This is a genomic window from Mesorhizobium sp. BR1-1-13 (assembly GCF_020165515.1).
Lineage (GTDB): Bacteria > Pseudomonadota > Alphaproteobacteria > Rhizobiales > Rhizobiaceae > Mesorhizobium.
In genome coordinates this window covers 381,130-405,816 of sequence record NZ_JAIUIH010000001.1, presented here as the reverse complement: position 1 = coordinate 405,816, position 24,687 = coordinate 381,130, and the positions used below count along the sequence as shown (strand labels likewise).

Here is a 24,687-nt window from a genome sequence, read left to right as displayed (position 1 = left end):
CCCTACTCGTCTATCGTTCTTCCCGTCGAAACGGCTTCAGCAGCGCCGACGGCGCCACCGCATTGCGCGACATCACCGCCATGGCGACAATGGTGAAGATGAAAGGCAGCATCAGGAACGCCTCGTAGGGGATATGCCCGAGGCCGCTCGCCTGCATGCGCAACTGCAGGGCATCGACAAAGGCGAATAGCAGCGCGGCGCCCGCCGAGCGCCACGGGTCCCAGCGGCCGAACACGACCAGGGCGATCGCCACCCAGCCGCGCCCGGAGACGACGCCGAAGGTGAAGGCGTTGAACTGCGCCATCGACAGGAAGGCGCCGGCCAGCCCCATCAGCGCCCCGCCGAGAATGACCGCCTGAAAGCGGGTGAGAATGACGCTGACGCCGGCGGAGTCTGCGGCGCGCGGGTTTTCGCCGACCATGCGCACCGACAACCCCCATGGCGTGCGGTAGAGCACGAAGGCGGCGATCGGGATGGCCAGGATCGCCATGTAGACCAGCGCGAACTGGTTGAACACCGCCGGCCCAAGCACGGGAATGTCGGAGAGGACCGGGATCGGCAGCGTCTGAAAACCCTTGATGCTCGGCGGCACCGATTGCTGGCCGAAGATCAGCCGGTAGAGAAAATAAGCCAGACCCGACGCAAGCAGCGTCACGCCGATGCCGCAGACATGCTGGCTTAAGCCCAGCGCCACCGTGAACAGCGCATGCAGCGCCCCCATCAGCATGCCGGTCAGCACCGCCGCCAGGACGCCCAGCCACAGGTTGCCGCTGAGGCTGGCGGCGGTGAAGCCGGCCATTGCCGACAACAGCATGATGCCTTCGATGCCGAGATTGAGCACGCCGGCGCGCTCGGAGAACATTTCGCCAAGGGTAGCGAAAGCCAAGGGCGTGGCGATGCGGATGATGGCGGCCAAGAAGCCGACCTGGAAGATCTGTTCGAACACCGCGCTCATTGGGCGGCTCCGACGCGGCGGATGCGATAGGCGGTGAACAGCAGCGCCACCAGCATGGCAAGCAGTGCCGTGCCCTGGATGACATCGCTGAGGAAGGCCGGCACGCCGGTCGCGCGCGACATCGCCTCGGCGCCGGTCATCACGGCAGCCAGGAAGATCGCCGCCGGCACCACGCCGAGCGGGTTGAGCCGCGCCAGCATTGCAACGACGATGCCGGAATAACCGTAGCCCGGCGAGATGTCGCTCATCACCTGAAAATGCACGCCGCCAACCTCGCCGACGCCGGCCAGGCCCGCCAGCGCACCGGACAGCAACGCCGTCGAGAGCAGCACCCGCTGGACATTGATGCCGCCATATCTGGCCGCTTCCGGATTTTCGCCGGTGACCCGGATCCGGAAGCCGAGCGTGGTGCGCACGATCAGGAACCAGATCAGCGGTGCCGCGATAAGCGCCACGATGACGCCGAGATGCAGCCGCGTGCCCTCGATCAGCACCGGGAAATTGGCCGAATCCTCAATCGGAGGCGAGATCGGATAGCCACTGAAACTATCCTTCCACGGCCCTTCGATCAGCGCCATCAGCGCGTAATAGATGACCGAATTGAGCAGCAGCGAACTGACGACGTCGTCGACCTTGAATTTCACCCGCAGCGTTGCCGGCACGAGCGCGACGGCTGCACCGGCCGCAGCGCCTGCCAGAGCCATCAAAAGCATGGCGAGCGGTCCCGGCATCGGGATCGCGCCGACGAAGCAGCTCGCCACCGCGCCGGCAAGCAGTTGCCCTTCGGCGCCGATGTTCCAGAATTTGGCGCGGAAGGCGACAGCCACCGCCAGCCCGGTGAAGATCATGGGCGCGGCGCGCACCAGCGTTTCGGTAATCGCATAGCTGTCGCCGAGCGAAGCCGTGAACATAACGCCGTAGGATTCGAGCACGCCGGCGCCGGCCAGCGCGATCAGGCCGCTGCACAGCACGAGCGCGGTACCGATGGCCAGCAGCGGCAAAGCCAGGTTGAACCAGGCTGGCGTCGAGCTGCGGACTTCGAGGCGGAACATCAGCTATGGCCCTCCGCCCCGGTCATCAGCAGCCCCAGCCGTGCGATCGTCGCATCGGCGCTGGGAAGCGTGCCGGCGATGCGGCCCTCATACATCACCGCGATGCGGTCGCAGAGCACGAGCAACTCTTCCAGATCCTCGCCGATGACGATGATGCCGCAGCCCTTGGCGCGCATGTCGAGGAATTTTTCATGGATGAAGCGGGCGGCTCCGATGTCGAGGCCGCGCGTCGGCTGCGAGACGACAAGCACCTTCGGATCGAAGGCGAGCTCGCGCGCCAAAAGCGCTTTCTGCAGATTGCCGCCGGACAGCGCGCCGGCTCGCGTCATCGGCCCGGGGCATCTGATATCATAGGCCTTGATCTGCGCCTCGGCGAAGGCCCGGATCGCGTCCGGCTTGAGCAGGCCCTTGCTGCTGAAAGCGGCGGTGCCGATGCGCGGCAGCACCATGGAATCGGCGAGCGGCAAGTTGGTGACCAGTCCCGTCGTCATGCGGTCTTCCGGGATGCGGCCAAGGCCCAGCGCCTGCACCTCGCGCGGCGAGAAGCGAGACACTTTCTGTCCCGCAATCGTCATCCGACCGGCATCGGGCGCTCGCACGCCCGAGATCACCTCCGCCAGTGCCCGCTGGCCATTGCCGGAGACACCGGCAATGCCGAGGATCTCGCCGGCGCGCACGGATAGCGACACATCGCGCAGCGGCGTGCCCGAATGGCTCGAGGTGGAAATGCCGTCGAGAGTGAGCACCGCTGCCCCCGGCGTCGACGGCCCCTTGGCCGGCGGCACGATCTCGTGGCCGCACATCAGTCGCGCCATTTCCGCCGACGTGGTGTTGGCCGGATCATCGACGCGGCCGGCAACGCGGCCATGCCGCAGCACCGTGCAGCGGTGGGTGAGCGCACGCACCTCGTTGAGTTTGTGCGAGATGAAGATGATGCCCAGACCCTGCGCCGCCATCGACCGCAAGGCCGAAAACAGCCCGTCGACTTCGCTCGGCGCCAGCACCGCGGTCGGCTCGTCGAGAATCAGCAGCTTTGCGCCGCGAAACAGCGCCTTGACGATCTCGAGACGTTGCTGCTCTCCGACAGACAGCGCCGAGACCGGCAGGCTGGGATCGAGTGTCAGCCCGTGCTGGCGGCTGATTTCGGCCAACCGCGCCAGTCCGCCGGACCGGTCGATCCGTCCGGACTTGCCTGGTATGCCGATAAGCAGGTTTTCCAGCACCGTAAGCCGTGACGCCAGGTGAAAATGCTGGTGCACCATGCCGATGCCCGCGGCCAACGCATCGGCTGAACTGGTGATCCGCACCTTCCGGCCCTGGATGAGGATCTCGCCGGCGTCGGGCGCATAGGCGCCGAACAGCACGTTCATCAGCGTCGTCTTGCCGGCGCCGTTCTCGCCCAGCAAGCCGAGGATCTCGCCGGGCGCCACGCTGAGGTCGACGGCTTCGTTCGCCTTGACGGCGCCGAAACTCTTGGTGATGCCACGCATTTCGATGAGGGGGGCGGGCAAGGGCGCTCCTGGCGAGGGGTTGGCTTTGCGGTTCGGTTTTATAGGGATGCGCTGCACCCCCTCTGGCCTGCCGGCCATCTCCCCCTCAAGGGGGGATCAGATGTCACTTCGGCTTTCGCCAATCTGCACCGCTTGAAGAGACAAGCACCGCCGGCGAAGCTGCCAATCTCCCCCCTCGAGGAGGGAGATGTCCGGCAGGACAGAGGGGGGCGCCATGCGCCAACCCCTCAAATAGCGACACTCAATCCGAGACCGGCGTATTCTCGTCGACATCCACCCGGAAATTGCCTTCGAGAATCTCGGCCTTCTTCTTCTCGACCATGTCCTTGACCTCGGCCGGCAGCGTCTTGTCGAACTTATGGTAAGGCGCGAGGTGAGAACCGCCCTTGGCCATGCGCGAGAAATCGCCATAGTCCTGCGCCGTAAAGACGCCGGCCTTGACCAGCTTGATGGCCTGTTCGACGGTGGGATACATATCCCAGACCGGGCCGGTAATGACGGTGTCGGGGCCAAGGGTCGACTGGTCGGACATGTTGGAGATGGCGTAGATCTTTTTCTCCACCGCCGCCTCGATGACACCGAAGCGCTCGGCATAGATGACGTCAACGCCGGCGTCGATCTGAGCGACGGCCGCCTCCTTGGCCTTGGGCGGATCAAAGAAGGAACCGATGAAGGCGACCTTCTTCTTGATGTTCGGATTGACCTCCTTGGCGCCGGCGAAGAAGGCGTTGACCAGCCGGTTCACTTCCGGAATGCCCATCGCCGCGACGGCGCCGACCGTGCCCGACTTCGACATCTTGCCCGCGATCATGCCGGAGAGATAGGCGGGCTCGTGGATCCAATTGTCGAAGACGCCGAAATTGGGCTCCGCCGGCCCGGCGCCGGAGCCGAACAGAAAAGCAGTCTTCGGGAACTGCTTGGCGGTGCGGCGCGATTCACGCTCGGCGGCGAAGGCATCGCCCAGCACCAGTTCATAGCCGCCCTGTGCATATTCGCGCATGACGCGGCTGAAGTCGGCGGTCTGCACCTTCTCCGACCATTTATACTCGATGCCGAGTTCCTTCTCGGCCTTCTGCAAAGCGACATGGATCTGATTGTCCCACGGCTCCTCGATGGGCGTGGCGAAGATCGCCGCTACTTTCAGCTTCTTGTCCTTGGCGAAGGCGGCGCCCGGCAGCATCGCCGCGGCCAGGCCAAGCGCGCCCAGCCCCAGCACGTTGCGCCGCGAAAGGCCTTCGCGCGCTGAATGAGATTTGTTCTTCCGGTTTTCCATTGCAGTCCCCTCTGTTCGACAGCCGTGTCGAGCCGACTGTTCTTAAAAAATCAGACGGGGAACTATGGAACGGGTCCGGACTTTTGTCCACATGGTCAAATTTGGCAGATCGATCATATCCGCTCTTCTGGACTAGCCGGGAGAGCGATTGTTCAGACCCCTTCGAGCGCGATGGCGATGCCCTGGCCGACGCCGATGCACATCGTCGCCAGCGCGTAGCGGCCGCCGCGTTCGCGCAGCTCCAGCGCCGCCGTGCCGGAGATGCGCGCGCCCGACATGCCCAAGGGGTGGCCGAGCGCTATGGCGCCGCCATTCGGGTTGACGTGCGGCGCATCCACCCCGATGCCGAGCTGGCGCAGCACCGCGATTCCTTGCGAGGCGAAGGCTTCGTTGAGCTCGATGACATCGAACTGTTTTGGCGTCAGGCCAAGCCGTGCGCACAGTTTTTGCGTCGCCGGCGCCGGACCGATGCCCATGATGCGCGGCGCGACGCCGGCGGCGGCCCCGCCGAGGATGCGGGCGATCGGCGTCAGGCCGTATTTCCTGGCCGCCGCTTCCGAAGCGACGATCAGCGCCGCCGCCCCGTCATTGACGCCCGACGCATTGCCGGCGGTCACCGTGCCGCCTTGCCGGAACGGCGTCGGCAGCTTGGCCAAAGCCTCTATCGTGGTGCCGCCGCGGGGATGCTCGTCCTTCGAGACGACGGTCGGATCGCCCTTGCGCTGCGGAATGGTCACCGCGGTTATTTCCTTGGCCAGCCGGCCATTGGCCTGCGCAGCGACGGCCTTGTCCTGGCTGCGCACCGCGAAAGCGTCCTGGTCCGCGCGTGAAACCGAAAAATCCTCGGCGACGTTCTCACCCGTCTCCGGCATGGAATCGACGCCATACTGGCTCTTCATCAGCGGGTTGACGAAGCGCCAGCCGATCGTGGTGTCGTAAATCTCGGCATTGCGCGAAAACGCCGTCTCGGCCTTGGGCATGACGAAGGGCGCGCGGCTCATCGATTCGACGCCGCCCGCGATCATCAGCTCGGCCTCGCCGGACTTGATTGCACGGGCGGCGATGGTCAGCGCATCCATGCCCGAGCCGCACAAGCGGTTGACGGTCGAGCCGGGGATTTCCTTCGGCAGGCCGGCCAGCAGGAGCGCCATGCGCGCCACGTTGCGGTTGTCCTCGCCGGCCTGGTTGGCGCAGCCGTAGACAACGTCGTCGACGGCCTGCCAGTCGACGCCGGCATTGCGCCCGATCAGTGCCTTCAGCGGAATGGCGCCGAGGTCGTCGGTCCGTACCGAGGACAGCGAGCCGCCAAAGCGGCCGATCGGCGTGCGGATATAGTCGCAGATATAGGCTTCGGCCATGTCAGGCAGCTCTCCCGTTTCCCTCATGCGCCGCCTTGGTGCAACGCGTGCAGGTCGCGCAATGTCGTAGCTCGGTTCGCTTGGCGCCGGCATTTCGTCAAGCGCCTGCGCGAACTTAACCACTCAGCCACAGCTCTCCTGCCCTTGCTGGCGGATCACACTTGGATACAGCGCCACGATCAGCGGGTTGGCCGCGAGCTCAATGCTTCATCCGATCCCTCATGGCATACCACAGCATTCCCAGCACATAGAGCGGCCCGCGCAGCGCCGTACCGCCGGGGAACGGCATCGGGGTCAACGTCGAGAACAGGTCCAGCCGCCAGGCGTCGCCTGTGATGGCTTCGGCGAGCAGCTTGCCCGACAGCGTCGACAGGATGGCGCCCTTGCCGGAATAGCCGTGCGCGTAATAGACCTCGCCATAGTGCCCGACATGCGGCAGCCGCGACGTCGTCACCGACACCAGCCCACCCCAGGCATGATCGATCCGGCAGCCCTTGAGCTGCGGGAAAGTGCCTTCCATGTGCGGCCTCACGAAGCCGGCAATATCGGCCGGCGGTGACGGTGTGTAGCGCTCGCCGCCGCCGAACAGCAGGCGACCATCCGCCGACATGCGGTAATAGTTGACGACGAAGCGCGTGTCGGACACTGCGACATTGGCGGGGATGACGTTGCGGGAGCCCTCCAGCGGCTCGGTGGCGACGATGTAGTTGCCGACCGGCATGATGCGGCTGTTGACGCGCGGCTCCAGCCCATTGAGCAGTGCGTCGCCAGCCAGCACGACATGCTTTGCGCGCACCGATCCTTTTGATGTCGAGACCCGGATCGAAGGCTCGCACTCAAGCCGCACGGCCACCGAATTCTCGTGGATGATGACGCCCGCCGCGCTTGCCGCGCGGGCAAGGCCGAGCGTGTAATTGAGCGGATGCATGTGGCCGCCAAGCGGCTCGTACATTGCGCCGTGATAGGGCGTGTCGACCTTGGCCCGCGCCTGAGCTGCTGACAGGATTTCGACGTCGCGGAATCGCATCACGCTCTCGAGGCATTTCGCCTCTTCCTCCAGATCCCTGAGATCGGAGCCGTTGACTGCGCCGACCAGATGGCCGGTCAGCCTGAGATCGCAGTCGATCGCATGGCGCTCGATAATGTCGAGCACCAGGCTGCGCGCCTCGAAGGCGAGGTCGAACAGCGCCTTCGCCCGTTCAGGCCCGTAAAGCTTGACCAGGCCCTTGGCGCCCTTGCGCAGGCCGGGGATCATCTGGCCGCCATTGCGGCCCGAAGCGCCCCAGCCGATCTTGCCGCCTTCCAGCAGCACCACCTTCAAGCCGCGTTCGGCGGCGTGAAGAGCGGCCGACAGACCGGTGCAGCCGCCGCCGACGACCACCAGGTCGGCCTCGACATCGCCGATGAGTGCCGGATGGTCCGGCGCCGGATTGGCGGTGGCGACATAGTAGGACTTGCCGATGTCGAGACCGGAATTGAAACCCGTTGAAGATGCCATGATCACACCTTCAAGAGCAGGTGGTCGCGTTCCCAGCTCGTCACCACGCTCTGGAACAGGTCAAGCTCGACGCTTTTCACGCGCAGATAGGTCTGGAAGAAATCCTCGCCGAGCAGTTTGCGCACCGGTTCGCAGGCCTCGAAACGATCCAGCGCCTCCTCCATTGTTTTCGGCAGCGTGCTCTTGATCTTGTAGGCATTTCCAGATGCTTCCGCCGAGCGCGCCAGCTTCTGTTCGACGCCCAGATAGCCCGCCAGAAGCGAGCCGGCGATCGCCAGATACGGATTGCAATCGGCACCCGGCAGCCGGTTCTCCACCCGCCGCGCGGCGCGCCCGCCGGCCGGCACGCGCAGGCCGCAGGAACGGTTGTCATGCGACCATTCGATGTTGGCCGGCGCACTGTGGTTCGGTCTTACGCGCCGGAACGAATTCACGTTGGGCGCGAACAGCGGCATGATTTCGGGAATATATTTTTGCAAACCGCCTATGAAATGACCGAACATCGCGGTATCGGCATCGTCGCTGCCGGCAAACAACGTGTTGCCGGCCTCGTCGATGACGGACATGTGCAGATGCATCGAGCTGCCGGCCTGTGCGGCAATCGGCTTGGCCATGAAGGTCGCATACATGCCGTCTTGCCGGGCGGCCTGGCGCGTCAGCCGTTTGAACAACAGCACCTTGTCGGCCAGCGGCAGCGCGTCGCCATGCAGGAAGTTGATCTCCAGCTGCCCCGGTCCCGATTCATGGATCAGCGTGTCGAGCGGCAGTCCGGCCGCCGCCGCATAGTCATAGACGCGCCGGACCACCGGTTCGTATTCCTCGAGCGCCGCCATGTCATAGGGATGCTGCACGGCCTCGGCGCGGCCATTGCCGCCGGTGGGCGCGGTCAGCGGCTTGTCTGGATCGGGATTGGGCGCGGTCAGGTAGAATTCGAGCTCCGGCGCCACTACCGCCCGCCAGCCGCGCTGCCGGTAGAGATCGAGCACGGCGCGCAGAACATGGCGCGGCGAGGCCATCCAGGGCCTGCCGTCCATGTGGAAGGCGTCGGCGAAGACGTAGGCCTTGCCAGTGCCGGCGCCCGGCGCCAGGCAAAGCGTCGAGACATCGGGCACCATGCGCATGTCGGGGTCCGAATACGCAAAACCCTCGTCGATGGAACCGGAATAGCGGCCGTCTATGCTGACCAGGAAGGCGCTGCTCGGCAGATAAAGCGCACGGTCTTCCAGCGCCTTGAGGAATTTTGCCGTCGGCAGCGCCTTGCCGCGCAGCACGCCGTTCATGTCGGGCACAAGGCATTCGACCTCGTTGATGCCGTGCTGCGCCAACCAGGCCTTGGGATCGGTGGAGGGCGCGGTATTCGTGTTCTTCTCAAGCATTTCATTCAAATCCGTATCAGAGAGAGTATGGCTTGCGCGGCCACGTCCGTTCCGGGGTTCAGCGCCATCTGGCTGCATTTCCCTTGAGGCGGGCGCGCATGGCGTCGTCGGCCAGCAGGCCGGGAATTGCGCTCTCCAATACTCCTTCGGTCCAGCCGTCACGGCCGATATGGTCGCCGGTGCCGGTCTCTTCGGCGCGGCGTGCATTGTCGTGGCCGTCCCGGCAATAGGGCATGATCAGCGACGCCACACGGAAGCGCTGCGCCTCAAAAAAGCAGTTGCTGCCGCCATGGTGGATGAAGAAATCCGACTTCGCTGCGGAAACCAGGGGTCGAGATAGACATTGTCGGGCACCGCTCGGTAAGCGTCGCGCAGGCCGCCGACATTGACGATGAAGCGCGCCGGCAGCTTGTCGGCAAAGACACCGGAAAGGCGGGGTTGGGAGATGAAGACGGGGCGGGCGCCCCGCACGGCCTGCGCGATCCCGACGCAATTCAACGCCGCGCCGAAGCCCGCTTCGGGAAACAGCGCGATAGTCGGGCTGGCTTTACGCGTCAATTATTCCTCTTCATTCCGGCCGGCTGATCATGCCGAACGGCGCGAGAGCGCCGTGGCCGGCCGCTTGCGGTCGCAGTTTGCGAGAGCCGCAGATGGACGCGAAGCAGATCGGCAGTCACCTAATACTGCCGGCTTTCGAGCTGGTCGAGTATTTTCAGATGTTCGCACCGCGATTGCCGCAGCCGGAAGCCATTGGCGGCCGCCGGCATAGATGCCGGCAGCCGCCGCAGCTTGAGGTGATCGGACAAGGCATCGGCCACGAAGCGATTGGCCGCAATCACGTGTGCAGGCCGGATGCCCCGTCGTCCTTGGCGATGCTACGGCGTCGGTTGCATTGCCGCGGCCGTCTCGTCGATCTTGCCGGCAAGGACGCCTTGAGCCCAAGCGGTGACCTCGGCGTCGACGGGCTTGTTGGCCATATCCGTCAACGCCGCATCGAGCGTGGCCGGGTCGGTACCGACCGCCGCCGCGTCGACCACTTCCTGCTGGGCGGCGATCTGGTCCTGCAGAGCCGATATCTGTCCAGGCAGTGCCGCCTGCTCCTCGGGGGTCATCGCGGCGATCTGGTCCGGCGTCAGCGATGTCAGTGCGTCCAGCTGTGAATTCAAAGCGTCCAGCTGGGTTTGTGCGACCTTGGCTTTTGCCGACTGCGTCACGAAGGCTTGAAGCGCAGCGAATTTCTTGCTCTTGGAATTCATATAGGCGTTGACGTTGCGCTGCAGCGAGTTCAGCCGACCAAGCTTGGCGTGGAGGTTCTTTTCCTTGGGCAGGGACGAGACCTTTGTCTTCGTATCGACCGTGGTCATTGTGTCCGTTGTCGCCTTGGCTACCTGCCCCCGGGCCGACGAGGACTTGCCGTGCGCAGCGCCGCTGTTGCCGTGGGCGCCACCATTGCCATTGCCGTTGCCGCCGCTGTGACCACCACCATTGCTATGCCCGTTGCCGCCGGCTCCGGCGAGCGCCGGAGAAGCGAGAAGCGCCAGTGCGGCTAACGCCGCGAAAACAGTTTTCCGGTTTGTCATGATAGTCTCCTCGGGAAACGCCGCCCCGCGCCCGCTGCTATGGTAAGTTCGTATGAGAAGCCGCTAACTATGCGCAGTAAACTTTGGACAAAGACTGTCTCAATCAGAGAGCTGGGCAACCTGTCGGCACAGTAACTAGTTGATATACAAAGGAAATCTATGCCTTTGAACGGCTGAGGTACTGAAGTCCCACGCCGGTCGGACCATGGTCCGAACTGTCGGTCAGAGTTGATTTCGGCGCTGCCGGCCGGCGACGCGGCTCTGGCCCAGAACGCGCAGGCGACGGCGCTTTTCACCAATCGGCCGAAGGCCAAAGACGGCTGATTCAGCCGATGCTTTCGCCACCGTCGATCACCAGCGCCTGGCCGGTCATGAAGGATGACCGATCGGACACGAGGAAGAGGATCGCCTCGGCGATCTCCTCGGCGCTGGCCCAGCGGCCCATCGGGATCTTGGTGCGGACATAGGCTTCGATTGCCTCGCGTCCGCCCATCTGGGCTATGAACGGTCCATTGAACGGCGTGTCGACCCAGCCGGGGCAGAGCGCGTTGACGCGCACATTGTGGCGGGCATAGTCGAGCGACATTTGCCTGGTCATCGCCACCACGGCATGTTTCGAGGTCGCATAGGCGATCATCTCGCGGTCGTAGAACACGCCCGAATTGGAGGCCGTGTTCAGGATGACGCCGCCGCCCTGTGCGACCATCGATGGCATGACGATCCTTGCCGCCAGGAACTGCGCCCGCACATTGACCCGCCAGGAAGCGTCCATGCCGCCGGTCTCGACCTCGGTCAGCGTGCCGCCGACCTGGATGCCGGCGTGATTGTGCAGGATGTCGATGCGCCCATGCCGGTCGAGCGTGCCGGCAAGGAGCTGCTCGACCGCATTGTCGTCCGAGACGTCGGTGGCTACCGCCTCCGCCCGGCCGCCCGCGGCGCGTATATCTGAAGCCGTCGCCTCGCCGCTGGTCCGATCCCTGTCCGCGATGACGACCACCGCGCCTTCCCTTGCCATGATCATGGCGCCGGCGCGCCCGATGCCGGAACCGGCGCCTGTCACCACGGCGATACGGTCTTCGAGGATCATGATGCGACCTTCAGTTTGACGGCTTGCGCTGGCGCAGCTGCCATTGGGCAAGCACCACGAGCAGGACGGACGCGACGAGCACGATCGTCGCGATGGCATTGATCTCCGGCGTCACCCCGCGCCGGATCGACGCAAAGACATAGATCGGCAGCGTCGTCTGCGCGCCGGCGACGAAGAAGGCGACGATGAAATCGTCGAAGGAGAAGGTGAAGGCGAGCAGGAAGCCGGCGACCACCGCCGGCATGATCTGCGGCAGGACGATGGAACGGAACGTCGTCAGCGGCGTGGCATAGAGATCGCTCGAGGCCTCGACCAGATTGCGGTCGAGGCTGCCAAGGCGCGTGCCGACGATCATCGTTACCAGCGCCATCGAAAACAGGCCGTGCGCGGCGATGATCGAACCATAGCCGAGCGACAGGCGCGGCGGCTGATCGTCAGGCCAGACCGAGGCGAGGAACGGATTGACGACGGCGAACAACTGGACGAGCGCGACCAGTGTCGAAATGCCGATCACGACGCCGGGAACGACGATTGCGGCTCCAAGCAAGGCGTCGAAGACAGCGCGGGTCCGCACCCCGACACGTGCTAGGCCGAGCGCGGCCGCCGTGCCGAACACCGCCGCCAGCAAGGCGCTGGTGGTGGCGATGAACAGGCTGTTCTTCAGCGCCTCGACCAGGAATGGGTTCGCCAGCGCCTTGCCGTACCATTGCACCGAAAAACCGGTGAACTCGCTGGCGTGGTGACCGGCGTTGAAGGAAAACAGCACGACCAGTGCGATCGGCAGGTAGAGGAAGGCGAAAACGGCAATGACGAAGGCGCGCATCAGATCAGATCCACCCGGCGGGCGCCCGAGACGCGGGTCGAGATGCGGTTGGCGGCAATCAGCACCACGACCGAGACCAGCACCAGCGTGATCGCGATGGCCGATCCGAACGGCCAGTTGCGCGACTGCAGGAACAGGTCGACCAGCGCATTGCCGATGAAGAACACCTTGCCGCCGCCGAGCAGCGTCGGAATCAGATACTCGCCAAGCAGCAGGATCATCACCAGCGAGAAGCCGGTCATCACGCCGGGCAGGGACAGTTTCAGGGTCACGCCCAGAAAAGTGGAGAGCGGCGTCGCGCCGAGATCGGCGGAGGCCTCCAGCAGGCGACGGTCGAGCCGCTCGAGGCTGACATAGATCGGCAGGATCATCAGCGGCAGGTAGCCGTAGACGATGCCGAGCAGGACGGCGCCCGGCGTGTTGATGAGCCTGACATCCTCGATGCCGACAAAGGTGAGCAGCGCCGGGATGCCGCGTCCGCCCAGAATGTACATCCAGGCATAGGTGCGCATCAAAAGGCTGGTCCAGAACGGGATGACGACCAGCGCAAGCAGGATCAGCCGCCATCGCGCCGGTGCGCGCAGGGCCAGGTAATAGGCGACGGGATAGGCGACGAGCAGACAGGCGAGCGCGCCCACCGGAGCCAGCACCATCGTGTTCCAGAACGCGGTCGCCCGCGCCGGAAGATTGGCATATTGCGCCAGCGTGAAGGCCGCCTGATAGCCGCCCTCCGGCGCCCGCTCGCCGACGCTGAAGACGGCGATGGCCATGAACGGCAGCACCAGGAACACGACGAGCCACGCGGCCGCCGGCCCGAGCAGCATGGCCGTCAGCAGGTTTTTGCGAATGCCGCGCATCGAAGGATTGCCCCGGTGCCGGCGGGTCTGGGCCCGCCGGTCAAGTTGTCTCGAATGGGATTTGTGCCCGCCTGGCTCAAGCCGACTTGAAGCGCGCCATCAGCTCGGCGCGGCCCGGATCGGTCAGCGTTGCCGCCGCGCCGAACTCCAGCGGCGTCAACAGGTCGGCCGCCGGATAGAGGATCGGATTGTCCAGCACTTCCTTGGGCAGCAGCTTGTTGACGCGCGCGTCGGTGGAAGGCGCGCCGTTGGCGAGGTGTTCCTTGACCGCGACCTGCGGGTTCATCAAGTAGTTGAGCAGGGCATAACCGGCCGGCTTGTTCGGCGCGTCCTTCGGAATGGCGTAGAAGTCGGTCCAGATCTCGCCGCCTTCCTTGCCCAGCACATAGGCGATCTCCGGAATGTCGCGATGAAGCTGCGCGCCGTCATTGGTCCAGCACATTGTCATCCAGGCATCGCCCGCGCGCATGCCAGGCTGGTAGTCGGATGACACCGCGAACAGATGCGGCTTGACCTTGAGCAACAGTTCCTCCGCCTTGGCGAGCTCGTCCTGCTTCAGCGAGTTGAAGGAGTAGCCATAATATTTCAGCGCATTGCCGATCGTGGTCAGCTGGTAGTCGTGGACCATGGTGCGGCCATCGCCTTCCGCCATGGCCGTGTCCCAGAACTCCTTCCAGCTCGTCATCGGCTTGGTCAGTTTCTTGGTGTTGACGGCAAAGCCAGTGGTGCCCCAGTTCTTCGGCACCGCATAGATGGTGCTGTCGATCGTGCCTTCCGAGGTGAAGCGCGGATCTTCCTGCGTGCCGTCGAAATTCGGCAGCTTGGCCATGTCGAGCGGCTCGATGATGCCGAGTTTCTTGTAGGTCGAGATCGTGTAGTTGGTCGGGACGAACAGGCTCCAGCCCGAGGCCCCGGCCTGCAATTTGGCCAGCATCTCCTCATTGGAGCCGAACACATTGACCTCGACAGCGACGCCGGTGTCCTTCTTGAAGTTCTCGAAGGTCTGGGGATCGTGATAATTGGGCCATGTGGCGATCGACATGCGGTCGCCGAGGTTTTCGTCGGCGAAGGCCGGCGTCGGCATAATGCCGACCTCGCGCGCCATCACCGCCGTCGCGATGCCGAGGCCGGTGAGGCCAAGGAAGTCGCGGCGGCCGATCGAGCCGCGCTTCAAACGCATCAGCTGGTCGACGAAATTCTCGGGGCTTATCGGCAGTCCGTCACGATATGATTTCGACATGTTTTTCTACCCTCTGGTTGGTCCCGTTGTTCTTTGGGTCCGCAAACGCCAGCGGCGTTCCGGCGGCAAAGCCGATGGCGACGGGTTCACCCGGCTTGAAGAGATTGCCATGGCCGATCACATGGTCGGCCTTGGCCAGCAGCGTTCCGATGCCCTGGATCTCGACCGCGTATTCCGCCGTCGAGCCAAGAAAAATCCGGTTGCGGACGATGCCTCTGAGCGGCCCGCTTTTAGGGCCACCAAGGCTGAGCGATTCAGGACGCAGGCTGACCGAAACGGTTTCGCCCTGCCGCAAGGCCGCCCGCTTGCGCGCGACAATGACCGTACCATCCGCCAGCTTCACATCCACCAGATCGCCTGAATGGCCGGCGACGGCGCCGCTCAACAGATTGGTCTTGCCGACGAAATCGGCGACGAACAGGTCGGCCGGTTCGTCATAAATCTCGCTCGGCTGCCCAAGTTGAACGATGCGGCCGCCATTCATGACGCAGACGAAATCGCTCATCGACAGCGCTTCCTCCTGGTCGTGGGTGACCAGCACGAAGGTGATGCCGATCTCGCGTTGCAGGTTCTGCAATTCGATCTGCATGTCGGTGCGCAGCTTCTTGTCGAGCGCCGCCAGCGGCTCGTCGAGCAGCAGCACCGCCGGCTTGTTGACCAGTGCGCGGGCAAGAGCGACGCGCTGCTGCTGGCCGCCGGACAGTTCGTGGACCTTGCGGCCGCCATACCCGGCGAGCCGCACCATTTCCAGCGCCTTGCCTGCCCGCAGGCCGATCTCGCGCGACGACAGCCGCGGTCGTGCCTGGCGCAATCCGTAGGCGACATTGTCGTTCACATCCAGATGCGGGAACAGGGCATATTGCTGGAACACCATGTTGACAGGCCGCCTGTAGGGGGGCGTGCCGGCCATGTCCTGGCCGCGGATGAACACCTTGCCCTCGCTCGGCTGCTCGAAGCCACCGATCATGCGCAGGCAGGTCGTCTTGCCGCAGCCGGATGGTCCGAGCAGGGCGACGAAGGCGGAAGGCGGCACGGCCAGATCGATGCCGCTGACCGCGGTCACCGCGCCATAGCGCTTGGTGACGCCGCGAAATTCGATGTCGGGCACTGCGGTCAAGGCTGCGGGCTCCAGCGACAGGACGATGCGATTTCGGGACGCTACCAGAGCTAATGGCAGCTAGTATATACCTCGCAGGTGGTATATCTGACCTATTTTCTCGTTTAAGGGGGTATTGGGATGTCCCGCAGCGACGACTACAGCCGGCTCGCCGCGCTGGTCACGGCGACGCGGGAGACAAGCGGCGACGTCTTCGGCAAGGCGATGGTCGCTTGGCTGCGGCAGCATGTCGGCTTCGACCACTGCGTGGTCTTCGGCTATCGCGGCGCTGCACGCCCGCCGCTGCTGTTCGAGACCTTCTCGTCGGCCGAGAGCCATGTCTTCGTTGCGCTCTACCAGGAAGGCCCATACCTGCTGGATCCGTTCCACCACGCGGCGGTCGAGCGCAAGGAAGGGTTCTGGCGCATGCGCGAGCTGGCGCCCGACCGTTTCTACGCCAGCGAATATTTTCGCTCCTATTACAGCCAGACCAGGCTGGCCGAGGAGGTCGGCTTCTTCGTGCCGCTGTCGGGCAAGGATGCGCTGGTGCTGTCGCTGATGCGGCTGCGCGCTTCAGGTCCGTTCGGAACCGCCGACGCCAGACTGCTGCGCGACATGGCGCCGGCGGTGGTCGCCTTCGCCCGGTTGCGCTGGCCCGCCCTTCCCGCCGACGAGCCGCCCGAGGCCACGCAAGACGAGGCGTTGGCGGCGGTCAACGAGTTCGACCGCGCCCATATCTGGAAGAGCCTGTCGCTGACGCCGCGCGAAAAGCATGTCGTCGACCTGGTGCTGCAAGGGCATTCCACCGAATCGATCGCCCGGGCCATGCGCATCGTGCCGGGGACGGTTAAGGTTCATCGCCGCAACATCTATCGCAAGCTCAAGATCAAGTCGCAGGCCGGCCTTTTTGCCCGCTTTGTCGAAATCATCGACGCGCGGATAAGATAGTCCAACGCTCTTCGACCACCTTTCGATCAGGGTCTTGCGCCAGCCTCCCAGGAGCCGGTCTCGGCCATCCGTTTCAGCAGCCGCACCGGCTTGAAAACATCCTTGCCCGTCCGCTGATGCCAATATTCGAGCCGCTGGACGATCCCGGTCGGGCCTTCCAGACCGGCCCAGAACATCGGCCCGCCCTTGCCGATGGGAAAGCCATAGCCGTTGACCCAGATGACATCGATGTCGGAGGCGTGGGCGGCTATCCCTTCTTCGAGGATTTTCGCTCCTTCATTGATCAGTGGGTAGTGCGTGCGCTCGATGATTTCTTCCGCACTGATTTCGCGCGACGCGATGCCCTTCTCGGCGGCCTTTTCGCGGATCAGCGCCTCGACCTCAGGGTCGCTAACCGGCATGCGCGCCCCGGCCTCGTAAAGATAGAACCCACGGCCGGTCTTCTGGCCGAAACGCCCCTGTTCACACAACGTGTCGGCGATCACGGCCGCCTGGCCTCGCGCCTTGCGGTTGCGCCAGCCAATGTCGAGGCCGGCGAGGTCGCTCATCTGGAAGGGCCCCATCGGCCAGCCGAAATCGGTGAAGGCCTTGTCGATCCGGCTGGGCGTCGCGCCCTCCAGCAGCAACGCTTCGGATTCAGAACCACGCGCAGCCAACATGCGGTTGCCGACGAAGCCGTGGCAGACGCCGACGACGACGGCCACCTTGCCGATCCGCCGCGCCAAATCGACTACGGTTGCCAGCGCGTCGGGCGCGGTCTTGTCGGCGCGCACGATTTCCAACAGCTTCATGACATTGGCCGGCGAGAAGAAGTGCAGGCCGAGCACGTGTTGCGGGCGCGAGATCGAGGCGGCGATCTCGTCGATATCGAGATAGGATGTGTTGGTGGCGAGTATCGCTCCCGGCTTGGCCACGGCATCGAGCTTGCCGAACACCTCTTTCTTGACCGCCATGTCCTCGAACACCGCCTCGATGATCAGGTCGCAATCGGCGAGATCGGAATAGTCGGTGGAGCCCTTGAATTGAGCGAGGCGTTGGCGCCTGGCGTCCTCGGTCAAGGAGCCGCGCGAAACGGAGACGGCATAATTCTTCTCGATCATGCCGAGCCCGCGCTGCAAGGCTTCCTCGCTGGTCTCCAACAAGGTGACTGGAAAACCGCCATTGGCGAAGGCCATGGCGATGCCGCCGCCCATCGTGCCGGCGCCGATGACGCCGACGCGGGCGATCCTGCGCCGGACAAGATCCTTGCCTGGGACCTTTGCGGCTTCACGCTCGGCGAAGAACAGATGCCGCTGCGCACGCGACTGATCGCCGGCGACCAGCTTCATGAACAGCGCGCGTTCGGCAGCCAGAGCTTCCTCGAACGACATCGTGACGGTATTGCGCACCGCTTGCGCGCAAGCGATCGGTGCGTCGAGGCCGCGCGCCTTCCTGGCGAGATCCGCCGCCTCGGCATCGAAAGCGGCCAGCTCGGTTTTCTTGATCTCGTCATCGCGATCGCGCACCGGCGTGAACGGCCCGCCCTTGCGGGCGATCTCCCTTGCGAAGTTCACAGCATGCGTGGTCACGTTACTCTCGAAGACAGCATCGACCAGTCCGGCTTCATGCGCCTCATCGGCACCGATCGGCGCGCCGGAAACGATCATCCTGAGCGCTTTGATCGCGCCGACGAGGCGCGGCAGCCGCACCGTGCCGCCGCCGCCCGGCAGCAGCCCAAGCTTCACCTCGGGCAGGCCGAGCCTGGCGCCTGCATCGGCAACGCGGAAGTGACAGCCGAGCGCCAGCTCCAGCCCGCCGCCCAGCGCGGTGCCGTGGACGGCGGCAACCGTGGGCTTGGCGATGGTTTCCAATGCGGCGACAATGGTACGCAGGTCGGGCTGCTGCACCGGCTTGCCGAATTCGGTGATGTCGGCGCCGGCAATGAAAGTCCGGCCGGCGCAAGCGATGACGATGGCCGCGACCGATTGATCGTCACGCAAGAAGGTCAGCGCCTGCATCAGCGGCGCGCGGACATGGAAGCTCAGCGCGTTGACCGGTGGGTTGTCGATGGTGACGATGGCGACATCGCCGTCACGGCTGATGCTGACGAAATTGGACAAGCAAAATCTCCCCGTAATGGTGAGCGGCCGTGGCCGCGCAAAGGGGATTTACAGCGCCGTGACCTGGATGGAAACCGGATGCCCGCCTGGCACAATGATTAGCGCCGGCCGGCAGCCTCCGCCGCCATCATCTCCGGCACCATAGCACCAGCATTGCGGCCGCCGCGCCAGGAGGCGAACGCCGCTATGAGATAGAGGATGGCCGAGAAGGTGAAGGCGAAGACCAGGCCATGCTTGAACGGTCCCGACATCAGTTCTGGGAAGAAGGCATGGCCGGTCAGCGTGTCGATGCTCTGCTGCGGCAGCGCATTGAGCACATCGGCCGGGATCAACTCGCCCATCGGGTTATAGCCCAGGAAAGCGGCGAACAGGCTGGCGACCGGCGGCATGTTGGCGATCTGGTGCGCGACAGCCTCCGGTACATGCTGCGCCAGCAGGCCGGCCTCCATGCTCTGCGGCAGGCTGGCGGCAAGGCCGACGATCATCAGGCTGAAGAACAGACCGATCGACAGGACCTGTCCGGCGTTCGTCGTCGTGGCGCGCATGCCCGAGGCCTGGCCGCGTTCGCGCGCCGGCACCGAATTCATGATCTGCGTCGAGTTCGGCGCCACGAACAGGCCCGAGCCAAGGCCGTTGAGGAAAAGAAGTGCCGCGAAAGCCGTGTAGGAGAAGTCGGCCGGCAGTGCCATCAAGGCCACGAAGCTCGCAGCCCCCACGACCATGCCGCCGACCGCGAAGGGCACGCCGCCGACGCGGTCGGAAAAGTAGCCGGACACCGGTCCGGCGATGAGGAAGCCGACAGTCAGCGGCAGCATGAAGATCGCCGACCACAGCGGCGTCTCCTCGAACGAATAGCCGTGCAGCGGCAGCCAGATGCCTTGCAGCCAGACGATCAGCATGAATTGCAGCCCGCCGCGCGCAATGCCCGATGCGAGATTGGCGATGTTGCCGTAGGCAAAGCCTGGAATGCGGAACAGCTTGAGGTCCAGCATCGGCTTGGTCACGCGCTGTTCGATGACAATGAAAGCAATCAGCGAGATAAAGCCGATGGCAAACAGCGCCAGCACTTTCGGGCTGGTCCACGCCATCACCTGGTCGCCATAGGGCTGCAGGCCGTAGGTTATGGCGGTGAGGATGAGCACGAGGCCAAGCCCGAAGCTGATGTTGCCGAGCCAGTCGATGGTGTGCGTGGAACGGTTCGGCGCGTCGTGCAGTTTCAGGTAGGCCCAGACCGTGCCGACGAGGCCGAACGGCACGTTGATCCAGAACACCAGCCGCCAGTCGGTATCGGCGAGCAGGCCGCCGATCAGAAGGCCGACGAACTGGCCGCCGATGGCCGCCACGACATTGATGCCGAGCGCGAAGCCGCGTTCGTTCTCCGGGAAGGCGTCGGTCAGCAGCGCCGTGGAATTGGCCATGATCAGCGCGCCGCCGATGCCCTGGATGATGCGCACCGATATCAGGTACATAGCGGCAAAGTCGCCCTGGCCGGGCAGCACGCTGAGCGCAATCGAGGCGGCGGTGAAGATAGCGAAGCCGAGATTGTACATCCTGGTGCGGCCGAACTGGTCGCCGAGCCGGCCGAAGGCAACGACAAGCACTGCCGTGGCGATCATGTAACCGATGATCGCCCACAAGAGATAGTTGATGTTGCCGGGGTCGAGTGCCTTGAGGCCAATGCCGCGAAACACCGCCGGCAGGCTGATCAGCAGGATCGAGCCATTAATGGCGGCGGCCAGCATGCCGAGCGTGGTGTTGCTCAGAACCATCCATTTGTGGCTCTGCGGGCGGCTGTCTGCGACGGCATTCATGGTGATAACTCTCGAAGGTGCTGGCGTGGTCGATGCCAGCGCTATATATGAGGATAGTCTCAGGTATGGAAATATGAGGATGACCTCGGAAAAAGCAAGAGCCTCGGCGTCGAATCCGCGTGCGCCGCAGCAAAAAAGAGGGCGCGAACGGGTCGCGGCGCTTATGGGGAGTGCTGCGGCACTGTTCGTCGAGAAGGGTTTCGACGCCACGACGATGACCGAGATCGCCGTGCGAGCGGGCGCGGCCATCGGCACGCTCTACCTGTTTTTCCCAACCAAGGAGGCGTTGGCTCAAGCCATATTGGCTGAGAACGCGGAAGGCCTGTCGGCACAGCTAGATGCCTTGCGCGAACGCACCGCGGGCCTGAATGCGGCCGTGATCGCCGATACGCTGTTTGACCTGCTTGGCGACTTCCTGTCCACGCATCCGGCCTACTCGGCGCTGCTCGATTTGCACGGCGACGAAGGCTGGCGGCGCAAGATGCGGGCGCGCCGGCGCGAGCAGATCGCCGCTCTGTTCGCGCAGGCCAAACCGCCGCTGCCTGCGGGTCAGGCCGAGCGGCTGGCCGTCATCGTGCCGCAACTGATGCGCATTCCCTTGGCGCTGGTCGGCGAGAAAAGACTGCGCGACGGCGTGCTGGAGGAATTGCGGCTGATGCTCGCCCGGCATCTGGGGTCGTAACGCGAGCGTTACCGCAGCGCCTTCTCCCCACCCGCCGCCGTAATCACGCCAACGATGATCAACCCCGTCAGCAACAGCCGCACGCCGGCACTGACCCCGAATGTGTTGAGCATGGTCAAGAGCAGCACCAGGAACAGCGCCGCGCCCCAGACGCCCGGCACGTTGGCCTTGCCGCCGGCCACCGACGTGCCGCCGATGACCACCACGGCGATCGAGGCCAGCAGATACTCGTTGCCGATATCGACATTGGCGCCGCGGAAATAACCGGCGAGCAGCGCGCCGTCGATGCCGCCGAGCGCCCCTGACAGCGTGTAGGTGAGAAAACGGACGCGGCCGACATTGACGCCGGCGAGCCAGGCGGCACGGATGTTCTGGCCTATCGCCAGCACCGAGCGGCCATAGATCATGCGCTGCAAGGCGATGGCCGCGCCGATGGTGAACAGCACGGTGAGAACCGCCAGCACCGGAATGCCGAGAACCTGCCGGTTGGCGAAATCGGCAAAGCCCGGGGGCGGCTTGATCTGCAATCCGCGCCCATAGCTGATGTCGACCGACTGGATGATGAAGCTCGCCGACAAAGTGGCGATGATCGGCGGTATTCGCAGCGCCCAGATCAGCAGATAGTTGACGGCACCGATCGCCGCACCACAGGCAAGCGCGGCCAGCAGCCCGACCACGATCATGGCATCGCTGCCGCCCATCACCTTCATGGCCACCGCGCTGGCGAGCCCGATATTGGCCGGCAGCGACAGGTCGACATTGCCCGGCCCAAGCGTGATGACGAACATCTGGCCGACGCCGACGATGACGGTGAACACGGCCAGCGACAGCGCGGCGGTAATCATGCCGCCGGCGCCATAGCCGCCGGTGAAGGCGATCGTCGCCAGCCACACCACAAACGCGCCGATGAACGACCAGATCCAGGGTTTGGCGGTCAGCGACCTCAGCAATGTCATCGCTCACCTCTCTTTGCGGCTGATCAGCACCCGCGCCGCCAGCACGATGATCAGGATGGCGCCATTGGCGGCCACCTGCCAGTCGGGCGGGATGTGCATGAAGGTGAGCAGCGGCGATGCCGCCAGCGCCAAGGTCAGCGCGCCGATTACTGCGCCGATCGGCGACACGCGGCCGCCGACGAATTCGCCGCCGCCGAGGATGACGCCGGCGATCGAAAGCAGCGTGTAGCCATTGCCGATATTGGCATCGGCCGAAGTGGTGATGCCGATCAGCGCCATTCCGGACAGCACGCCGAACAGACCCGTCAGAGCGAACAACACGACCTTGGTCTTGAGCAGCGACCATCCGGCGCGTTTGAGCGCAGCCGGGTTGCCGCCCGAGCCGCGCAGGATGACGCCATAGGAGGTGCGCATCAGGCCGAAATGGACGATGAGGCCAATCAGCAGCGCGGCGATGATCGGGAAGGGCACAAAGGGCGGCTTGAACGCCACGATCGCCAGCAGCCAGTCCGGCGCCTTGCCGCCCGGCTTGGGCAGGACGAGAATGGCCAGTCCCTGCCAGACGAAACTCATGCCCAGCGTCACCACGATCGATGGCAAATTGCGCAGGTGGATCAGCGCGCCGAGCAGCGCATAGACGCCGATCGATCCGAGCAGGACGAGGACGCCGATGAGCGGTGCGTCCTTTAACCAGGTCGCGGTGACGCAGCCGACGAAACCGACAAAGGTGCCGATCGACAGGTCGAGCTCGTTGCCCGATATGACGAACATCTGCGCGATCGTCGCCAGCGCGATCGGGATCGCCAGGTTCAGCATCAGGCCGAAGCCGAAATAGCTGATGGCGCGCGGATTGAGCCAGGCGATGGCGAGCAGCACCAGCACCAGCGACAGCGCCGGCAGCAGCCCGCGCAGCAGGCGGGCGCCTGCCGCTCCGCTCCCAAACGTCTTCGAACCGCTTTGAACAGAGACGGCCGTCATCTCAGGCCGCGTCGCCGAAGGAGGACTGGATGATCTTTTCTTCCGTCAGCTCGTCGCGCGTCAGATTGGCGACGATGCGGCCGTTCTTGAAGACATAGACATGGTCGCAATTGTCGAGTTCTTCCGTTTCTGTGGTGTACCAGAGGAAGGTGCGGCCCTTGCCGGCCTCCTCGCGCACGAGATCGTAAACCTCGAGCTTGGTGCCGATGTCGACGCCGCGCATCGGGTCGTCCATCAGCACGATCCCGGCATCGGAGCCGAGAGCCCGGGCGAACAAGGCCTTCTGCTGGTTGCCGCCCGACAGCGAAAAGATGTTGTTGTTCATATCCGGCGTGCGGATGCCGATCTTCTTTTGCCAGAACCCGGCCAGTTCGGCCTCGCGCCGCGGCGAGATCAATAGCCCGTTGCGCAGGCGTGCCAGCGAGCGGATGCCGATATTTTCAGCGATCGACCACTGCGGAAAGATGCCGTCCGCCTGGCGGTCTCCGGCCACAAGCGCCACCGGCGCCGTGACCTCGATGCCGGCCTTGGCGCGGGATGCGGCGGCGAAGATCGCCAGCAGCAGGTCGGTTTGGCCATGGCCGGCCAAGCCGGCAAGTCCGATGATCTCGCCGGCACGGGCCACCAGCTCCTTGTCGTCCTGTTGCCGCATCGGCCGGGCGCGCACGCGCAACGGGCCGGCCTCGGCTTTCCGGATTTCGGTGGCGGTCCTCCGATGCCCTTCGGCACCGCCCATGGTGGCCACCAGCCTATCGCGATCGAAGGCGTTCGCCGCGTCGGCGGCGACAACCTTGCCGTCGCGCATCACGACGATGCGATCGGCGTTCTGCAGCACTTCGCCCAGCACATGCGAGATGAGAATGCAGCTCCCGCCCGACCCGACGAAGCGGCGCACGAAGGCAAGCAGCTGACCCGCCGTGTGCGCGTCGAGCGAGGACGTCGGCTCGTCGAGGATGACCAGGTGCAGCGGCTCGCGGGTCAGCGTGAACGCGCGCGCCACCTCCACCATCTGGCGCCGGCCGATGGAAAGGTCACCGGCGATGTCGGACGCCGAAATGCCATGGTCTGGAAAGATTTCGTCCAGCTTGGCCGTGATCAGCTCGGCCGCCTTGCGCCGCCAGCCAAAGCCGGTGAGCGAGGCGTGGTTGATGCGCGTGTTCTCGGCGACGCTGAGATTGGGGCATAGCGACAGTTCCTGGAACACGCAGCGTATGCCGAGCTGCTGTGCCCGCGACACCGAGTAGTTCTCCTCGGCCTCGCCATGCACGCCGATCGTTCCGCTGTCAGGTGTCAGCGTGCCCGCCACCATGTGCATGAGCGTCGATTTGCCGGCGCCGTTGTGGCCGACGAGGCCGACGCACTCGCCGGGCTCGACACTGAAGTCGACGCCGCCAAGCGCGCGAACGGCGCCGAAATGCTTTTCGGCGCCGTTCAGTCTGATGATGTCCGCGTTCCCGTCAGGCATGCTCAACGATATCCGGTCGGCGATGCGCGCGGCAACGCGTGT

21 protein-coding genes and 1 pseudogene are annotated in these 24,687 nt (G+C 64.6%); 2 read left to right on the top strand and 20 right to left on the bottom strand.

From position 1 onward, the window contains the following. Positions 1-10: 10 nt before the first annotated feature. The 15 genes and pseudogenes from LB533_RS02035 to LB533_RS01965 all read right to left on the bottom strand — a co-directional run bounded on the left by LB533_RS02035 (position 11) and on the right by LB533_RS01965 (position 15,727). The gene (locus LB533_RS02035) at positions 11-955 is read right to left on the bottom strand and encodes an ABC transporter permease (protein ID WP_140643416.1); all 945 of its coding nucleotides are present in this window, start codon (positions 953-955) and stop codon (positions 11-13) included. Next, positions 952-2,007, bottom strand: a complete 1,056-nt coding sequence (locus LB533_RS02030; RefSeq protein WP_140643415.1) for an ABC transporter permease — start codon at positions 2,005-2,007, stop codon at positions 952-954. The genes LB533_RS02035 and LB533_RS02030 overlap by 4 nt, the downstream gene beginning before the upstream one ends. Positions 2,008-2,246: 239 nt before the next feature. After that, positions 2,247-3,497, bottom strand: a pseudogene (locus LB533_RS02025) (ABC transporter ATP-binding protein); the annotation flags it as partial. 262 nt (positions 3,498-3,759) lie between these two features. After that, positions 3,760-4,791, bottom strand: coding sequence for a BMP family protein (locus LB533_RS02020; protein ID WP_140643412.1), 1,032 nt, complete (start codon positions 4,789-4,791; stop codon positions 3,760-3,762). Positions 4,792-4,943: 152 nt separating this feature from the next. Then, positions 4,944-6,149 carry a 3-oxoadipyl-CoA thiolase gene (gene pcaF / locus LB533_RS02015; RefSeq protein ID WP_140643410.1) on the bottom strand — a complete coding sequence of 402 codons (1,206 nt, stop codon included), beginning with the start codon at positions 6,147-6,149 and terminating at the stop codon, positions 4,944-4,946. Positions 6,150-6,348: 199 nt separating this feature from the next. Further along, positions 6,349-7,647 (bottom strand): NAD(P)/FAD-dependent oxidoreductase, encoded by a 1,299-nt coding sequence (locus LB533_RS02010; protein WP_224676538.1) that lies wholly within the window; start codon positions 7,645-7,647, stop codon positions 6,349-6,351. 2 nt (positions 7,648-7,649) lie between these two features. After that, positions 7,650-9,023 carry a glutamine synthetase family protein gene (locus tag LB533_RS02005; protein WP_140643408.1) on the bottom strand — a complete coding sequence of 458 codons (1,374 nt, stop codon included), beginning with the start codon at positions 9,021-9,023 and terminating at the stop codon, positions 7,650-7,652. Positions 9,024-9,081: 58 nt separating this feature from the next. Further along, on the bottom strand, positions 9,082-9,351 hold the full coding sequence (locus LB533_RS02000) for a glycosyltransferase (RefSeq protein ID WP_348641714.1): 270 nt from the start codon (positions 9,349-9,351) through the stop codon (positions 9,082-9,084). Further along, positions 9,261-9,581 (bottom strand): hypothetical protein, encoded by a 321-nt coding sequence (locus LB533_RS01995; protein WP_224556324.1) that lies wholly within the window; start codon positions 9,579-9,581, stop codon positions 9,261-9,263. The genes LB533_RS02000 and LB533_RS01995 overlap by 91 nt, the downstream gene beginning before the upstream one ends. A 317-nt stretch (positions 9,582-9,898) precedes the next feature. Continuing rightward, positions 9,899-10,603, bottom strand: coding sequence for a hypothetical protein (locus LB533_RS01990; RefSeq protein WP_140643406.1), 705 nt, complete (start codon positions 10,601-10,603; stop codon positions 9,899-9,901). A gap of 325 nt (positions 10,604-10,928) precedes the next feature. Beyond that, positions 10,929-11,690 (bottom strand): SDR family NAD(P)-dependent oxidoreductase, encoded by a 762-nt coding sequence (locus LB533_RS01985; RefSeq protein ID WP_140492572.1) that lies wholly within the window; start codon positions 11,688-11,690, stop codon positions 10,929-10,931. A gap of 10 nt (positions 11,691-11,700) precedes the next feature. Beyond that, positions 11,701-12,513 (bottom strand): ABC transporter permease, encoded by an 813-nt coding sequence (locus LB533_RS01980; RefSeq protein ID WP_224676537.1) that lies wholly within the window; start codon positions 12,511-12,513, stop codon positions 11,701-11,703. Further along, positions 12,513-13,370 (bottom strand): ABC transporter permease, encoded by an 858-nt coding sequence (locus tag LB533_RS01975; RefSeq protein ID WP_224676536.1) that lies wholly within the window; start codon positions 13,368-13,370, stop codon positions 12,513-12,515. The genes LB533_RS01980 and LB533_RS01975 overlap by 1 nt, the downstream gene beginning before the upstream one ends. Before the next feature lie 76 nt (positions 13,371-13,446). Then, on the bottom strand, positions 13,447-14,610 hold the full coding sequence (locus LB533_RS01970; RefSeq protein WP_224556323.1) for a PotD/PotF family extracellular solute-binding protein: 1,164 nt from the start codon (positions 14,608-14,610) through the stop codon (positions 13,447-13,449). Then, positions 14,591-15,727: an ABC transporter ATP-binding protein gene (locus LB533_RS01965; protein ID WP_224676535.1), complete on the bottom strand. Its 1,137-nt coding sequence runs from the start codon at positions 15,725-15,727 to the stop codon at positions 14,591-14,593. Before LB533_RS01965 ends, LB533_RS01970 begins: the two co-directional genes overlap by 20 nt. Before the next feature lie 120 nt (positions 15,728-15,847). Here LB533_RS01965 and LB533_RS01960 point away from each other — a divergent pair, with 120 nt between their 5' ends. Beyond that, positions 15,848-16,654, top strand: coding sequence for a helix-turn-helix transcriptional regulator (locus LB533_RS01960; protein ID WP_224676534.1), 807 nt, complete (start codon positions 15,848-15,850; stop codon positions 16,652-16,654). 26 nt (positions 16,655-16,680) lie between these two features. Here the strand turns inward: LB533_RS01960 and LB533_RS01955 are convergent, their stop codons facing one another. Together LB533_RS01955 and LB533_RS01950 are read right to left on the bottom strand one after the other, a co-directional pair. After that, positions 16,681-18,753: a 3-hydroxyacyl-CoA dehydrogenase NAD-binding domain-containing protein gene (locus LB533_RS01955; RefSeq protein ID WP_224676533.1), complete on the bottom strand. Its 2,073-nt coding sequence runs from the start codon at positions 18,751-18,753 to the stop codon at positions 16,681-16,683. 98 nt (positions 18,754-18,851) lie between these two features. Continuing rightward, on the bottom strand, positions 18,852-20,564 hold the full coding sequence (locus LB533_RS01950) for an MFS transporter (RefSeq protein ID WP_224676532.1): 1,713 nt from the start codon (positions 20,562-20,564) through the stop codon (positions 18,852-18,854). Here LB533_RS01950 and LB533_RS01945 point away from each other — a divergent pair. Then, a complete protein-coding gene (locus LB533_RS01945) occupies positions 20,479-21,246 on the top strand; it encodes a TetR/AcrR family transcriptional regulator (RefSeq protein WP_318012491.1) in 768 nt (255 codons plus the stop codon). The two genes, LB533_RS01950 and LB533_RS01945, sit on opposite strands and share 86 nt — an antisense overlap. 8 nt (positions 21,247-21,254) lie before the next feature. Here the strand turns inward: LB533_RS01945 and LB533_RS01940 are convergent, their stop codons facing one another. Genes LB533_RS01940 through LB533_RS01930 form a run of 3 tightly spaced genes read right to left on the bottom strand, consistent with a single transcriptional unit; the run spans position 21,255 to position 24,645 of the window. Then, positions 21,255-22,202, bottom strand: coding sequence for an ABC transporter permease (locus tag LB533_RS01940; RefSeq protein WP_224676531.1), 948 nt, complete (start codon positions 22,200-22,202; stop codon positions 21,255-21,257). Between the two features lie 3 nt (positions 22,203-22,205). Further along, complete coding sequence (locus LB533_RS01935; protein ID WP_224676530.1) at positions 22,206-23,180, bottom strand: ABC transporter permease; 975 nt, start codon at positions 23,178-23,180, stop codon at positions 22,206-22,208. Position 23,181: 1 nt separating this feature from the next. After that, positions 23,182-24,645 (bottom strand): sugar ABC transporter ATP-binding protein, encoded by a 1,464-nt coding sequence (locus LB533_RS01930; RefSeq protein WP_224676529.1) that lies wholly within the window; start codon positions 24,643-24,645, stop codon positions 23,182-23,184. Positions 24,646-24,687: the final 42 nt, after the last annotated feature.

Bases quoted from the DNA above. Each gene is read 5' to 3' on its own strand.
- LB533_RS01930 (WP_224676529.1), bottom strand. From the start codon at position 24,645: ATGCCTGACGGGAACGCGGACATCATCAGACTGAACGGCGCCGAAAAG.
- LB533_RS02005 (WP_140643408.1), bottom strand. From the start codon at position 9,023: ATGCTTGAGAAGAACACGAATACCGCGCCCTCCACCGATCCCAAGGCC.
- LB533_RS01935 (WP_224676530.1), bottom strand. From the start codon at position 23,180: ATGACGGCCGTCTCTGTTCAAAGCGGTTCGAAGACGTTTGGGAGCGGA.
- LB533_RS01985 (WP_140492572.1), bottom strand. From the start codon at position 11,690: ATGATCCTCGAAGACCGTATCGCCGTGGTGACAGGCGCCGGTTCCGGC.
- LB533_RS01975 (WP_224676536.1), bottom strand. From the start codon at position 13,370: ATGCGCGGCATTCGCAAAAACCTGCTGACGGCCATGCTGCTCGGGCCG.
- LB533_RS01990 (WP_140643406.1), bottom strand. From the start codon at position 10,603: ATGACAAACCGGAAAACTGTTTTCGCGGCGTTAGCCGCACTGGCGCTT.
- LB533_RS02010 (WP_224676538.1), bottom strand. From the start codon at position 7,647: ATGGCATCTTCAACGGGTTTCAATTCCGGTCTCGACATCGGCAAGTCC.
- LB533_RS02035 (WP_140643416.1), bottom strand. From the start codon at position 955: ATGAGCGCGGTGTTCGAACAGATCTTCCAGGTCGGCTTCTTGGCCGCC.
- LB533_RS02020 (WP_140643412.1), bottom strand. From the start codon at position 4,791: ATGGAAAACCGGAAGAACAAATCTCATTCAGCGCGCGAAGGCCTTTCG.
- LB533_RS01950 (WP_224676532.1), bottom strand. From the start codon at position 20,564: ATGAATGCCGTCGCAGACAGCCGCCCGCAGAGCCACAAATGGATGGTT.
- LB533_RS01970 (WP_224556323.1), bottom strand. From the start codon at position 14,610: ATGTCGAAATCATATCGTGACGGACTGCCGATAAGCCCCGAGAATTTC.
- LB533_RS02030 (WP_140643415.1), bottom strand. From the start codon at position 2,007: ATGTTCCGCCTCGAAGTCCGCAGCTCGACGCCAGCCTGGTTCAACCTG.
- LB533_RS01945 (WP_318012491.1), top strand. From the start codon at position 20,479: ATGGCGGCGGCCAGCATGCCGAGCGTGGTGTTGCTCAGAACCATCCAT.
- LB533_RS01980 (WP_224676537.1), bottom strand. From the start codon at position 12,513: ATGCGCGCCTTCGTCATTGCCGTTTTCGCCTTCCTCTACCTGCCGATC.
- LB533_RS01940 (WP_224676531.1), bottom strand. From the start codon at position 22,202: ATGACATTGCTGAGGTCGCTGACCGCCAAACCCTGGATCTGGTCGTTC.
- LB533_RS01960 (WP_224676534.1), top strand. From the start codon at position 15,848: ATGTCCCGCAGCGACGACTACAGCCGGCTCGCCGCGCTGGTCACGGCG.
- pcaF (WP_140643410.1), bottom strand. From the start codon at position 6,149: ATGGCCGAAGCCTATATCTGCGACTATATCCGCACGCCGATCGGCCGC.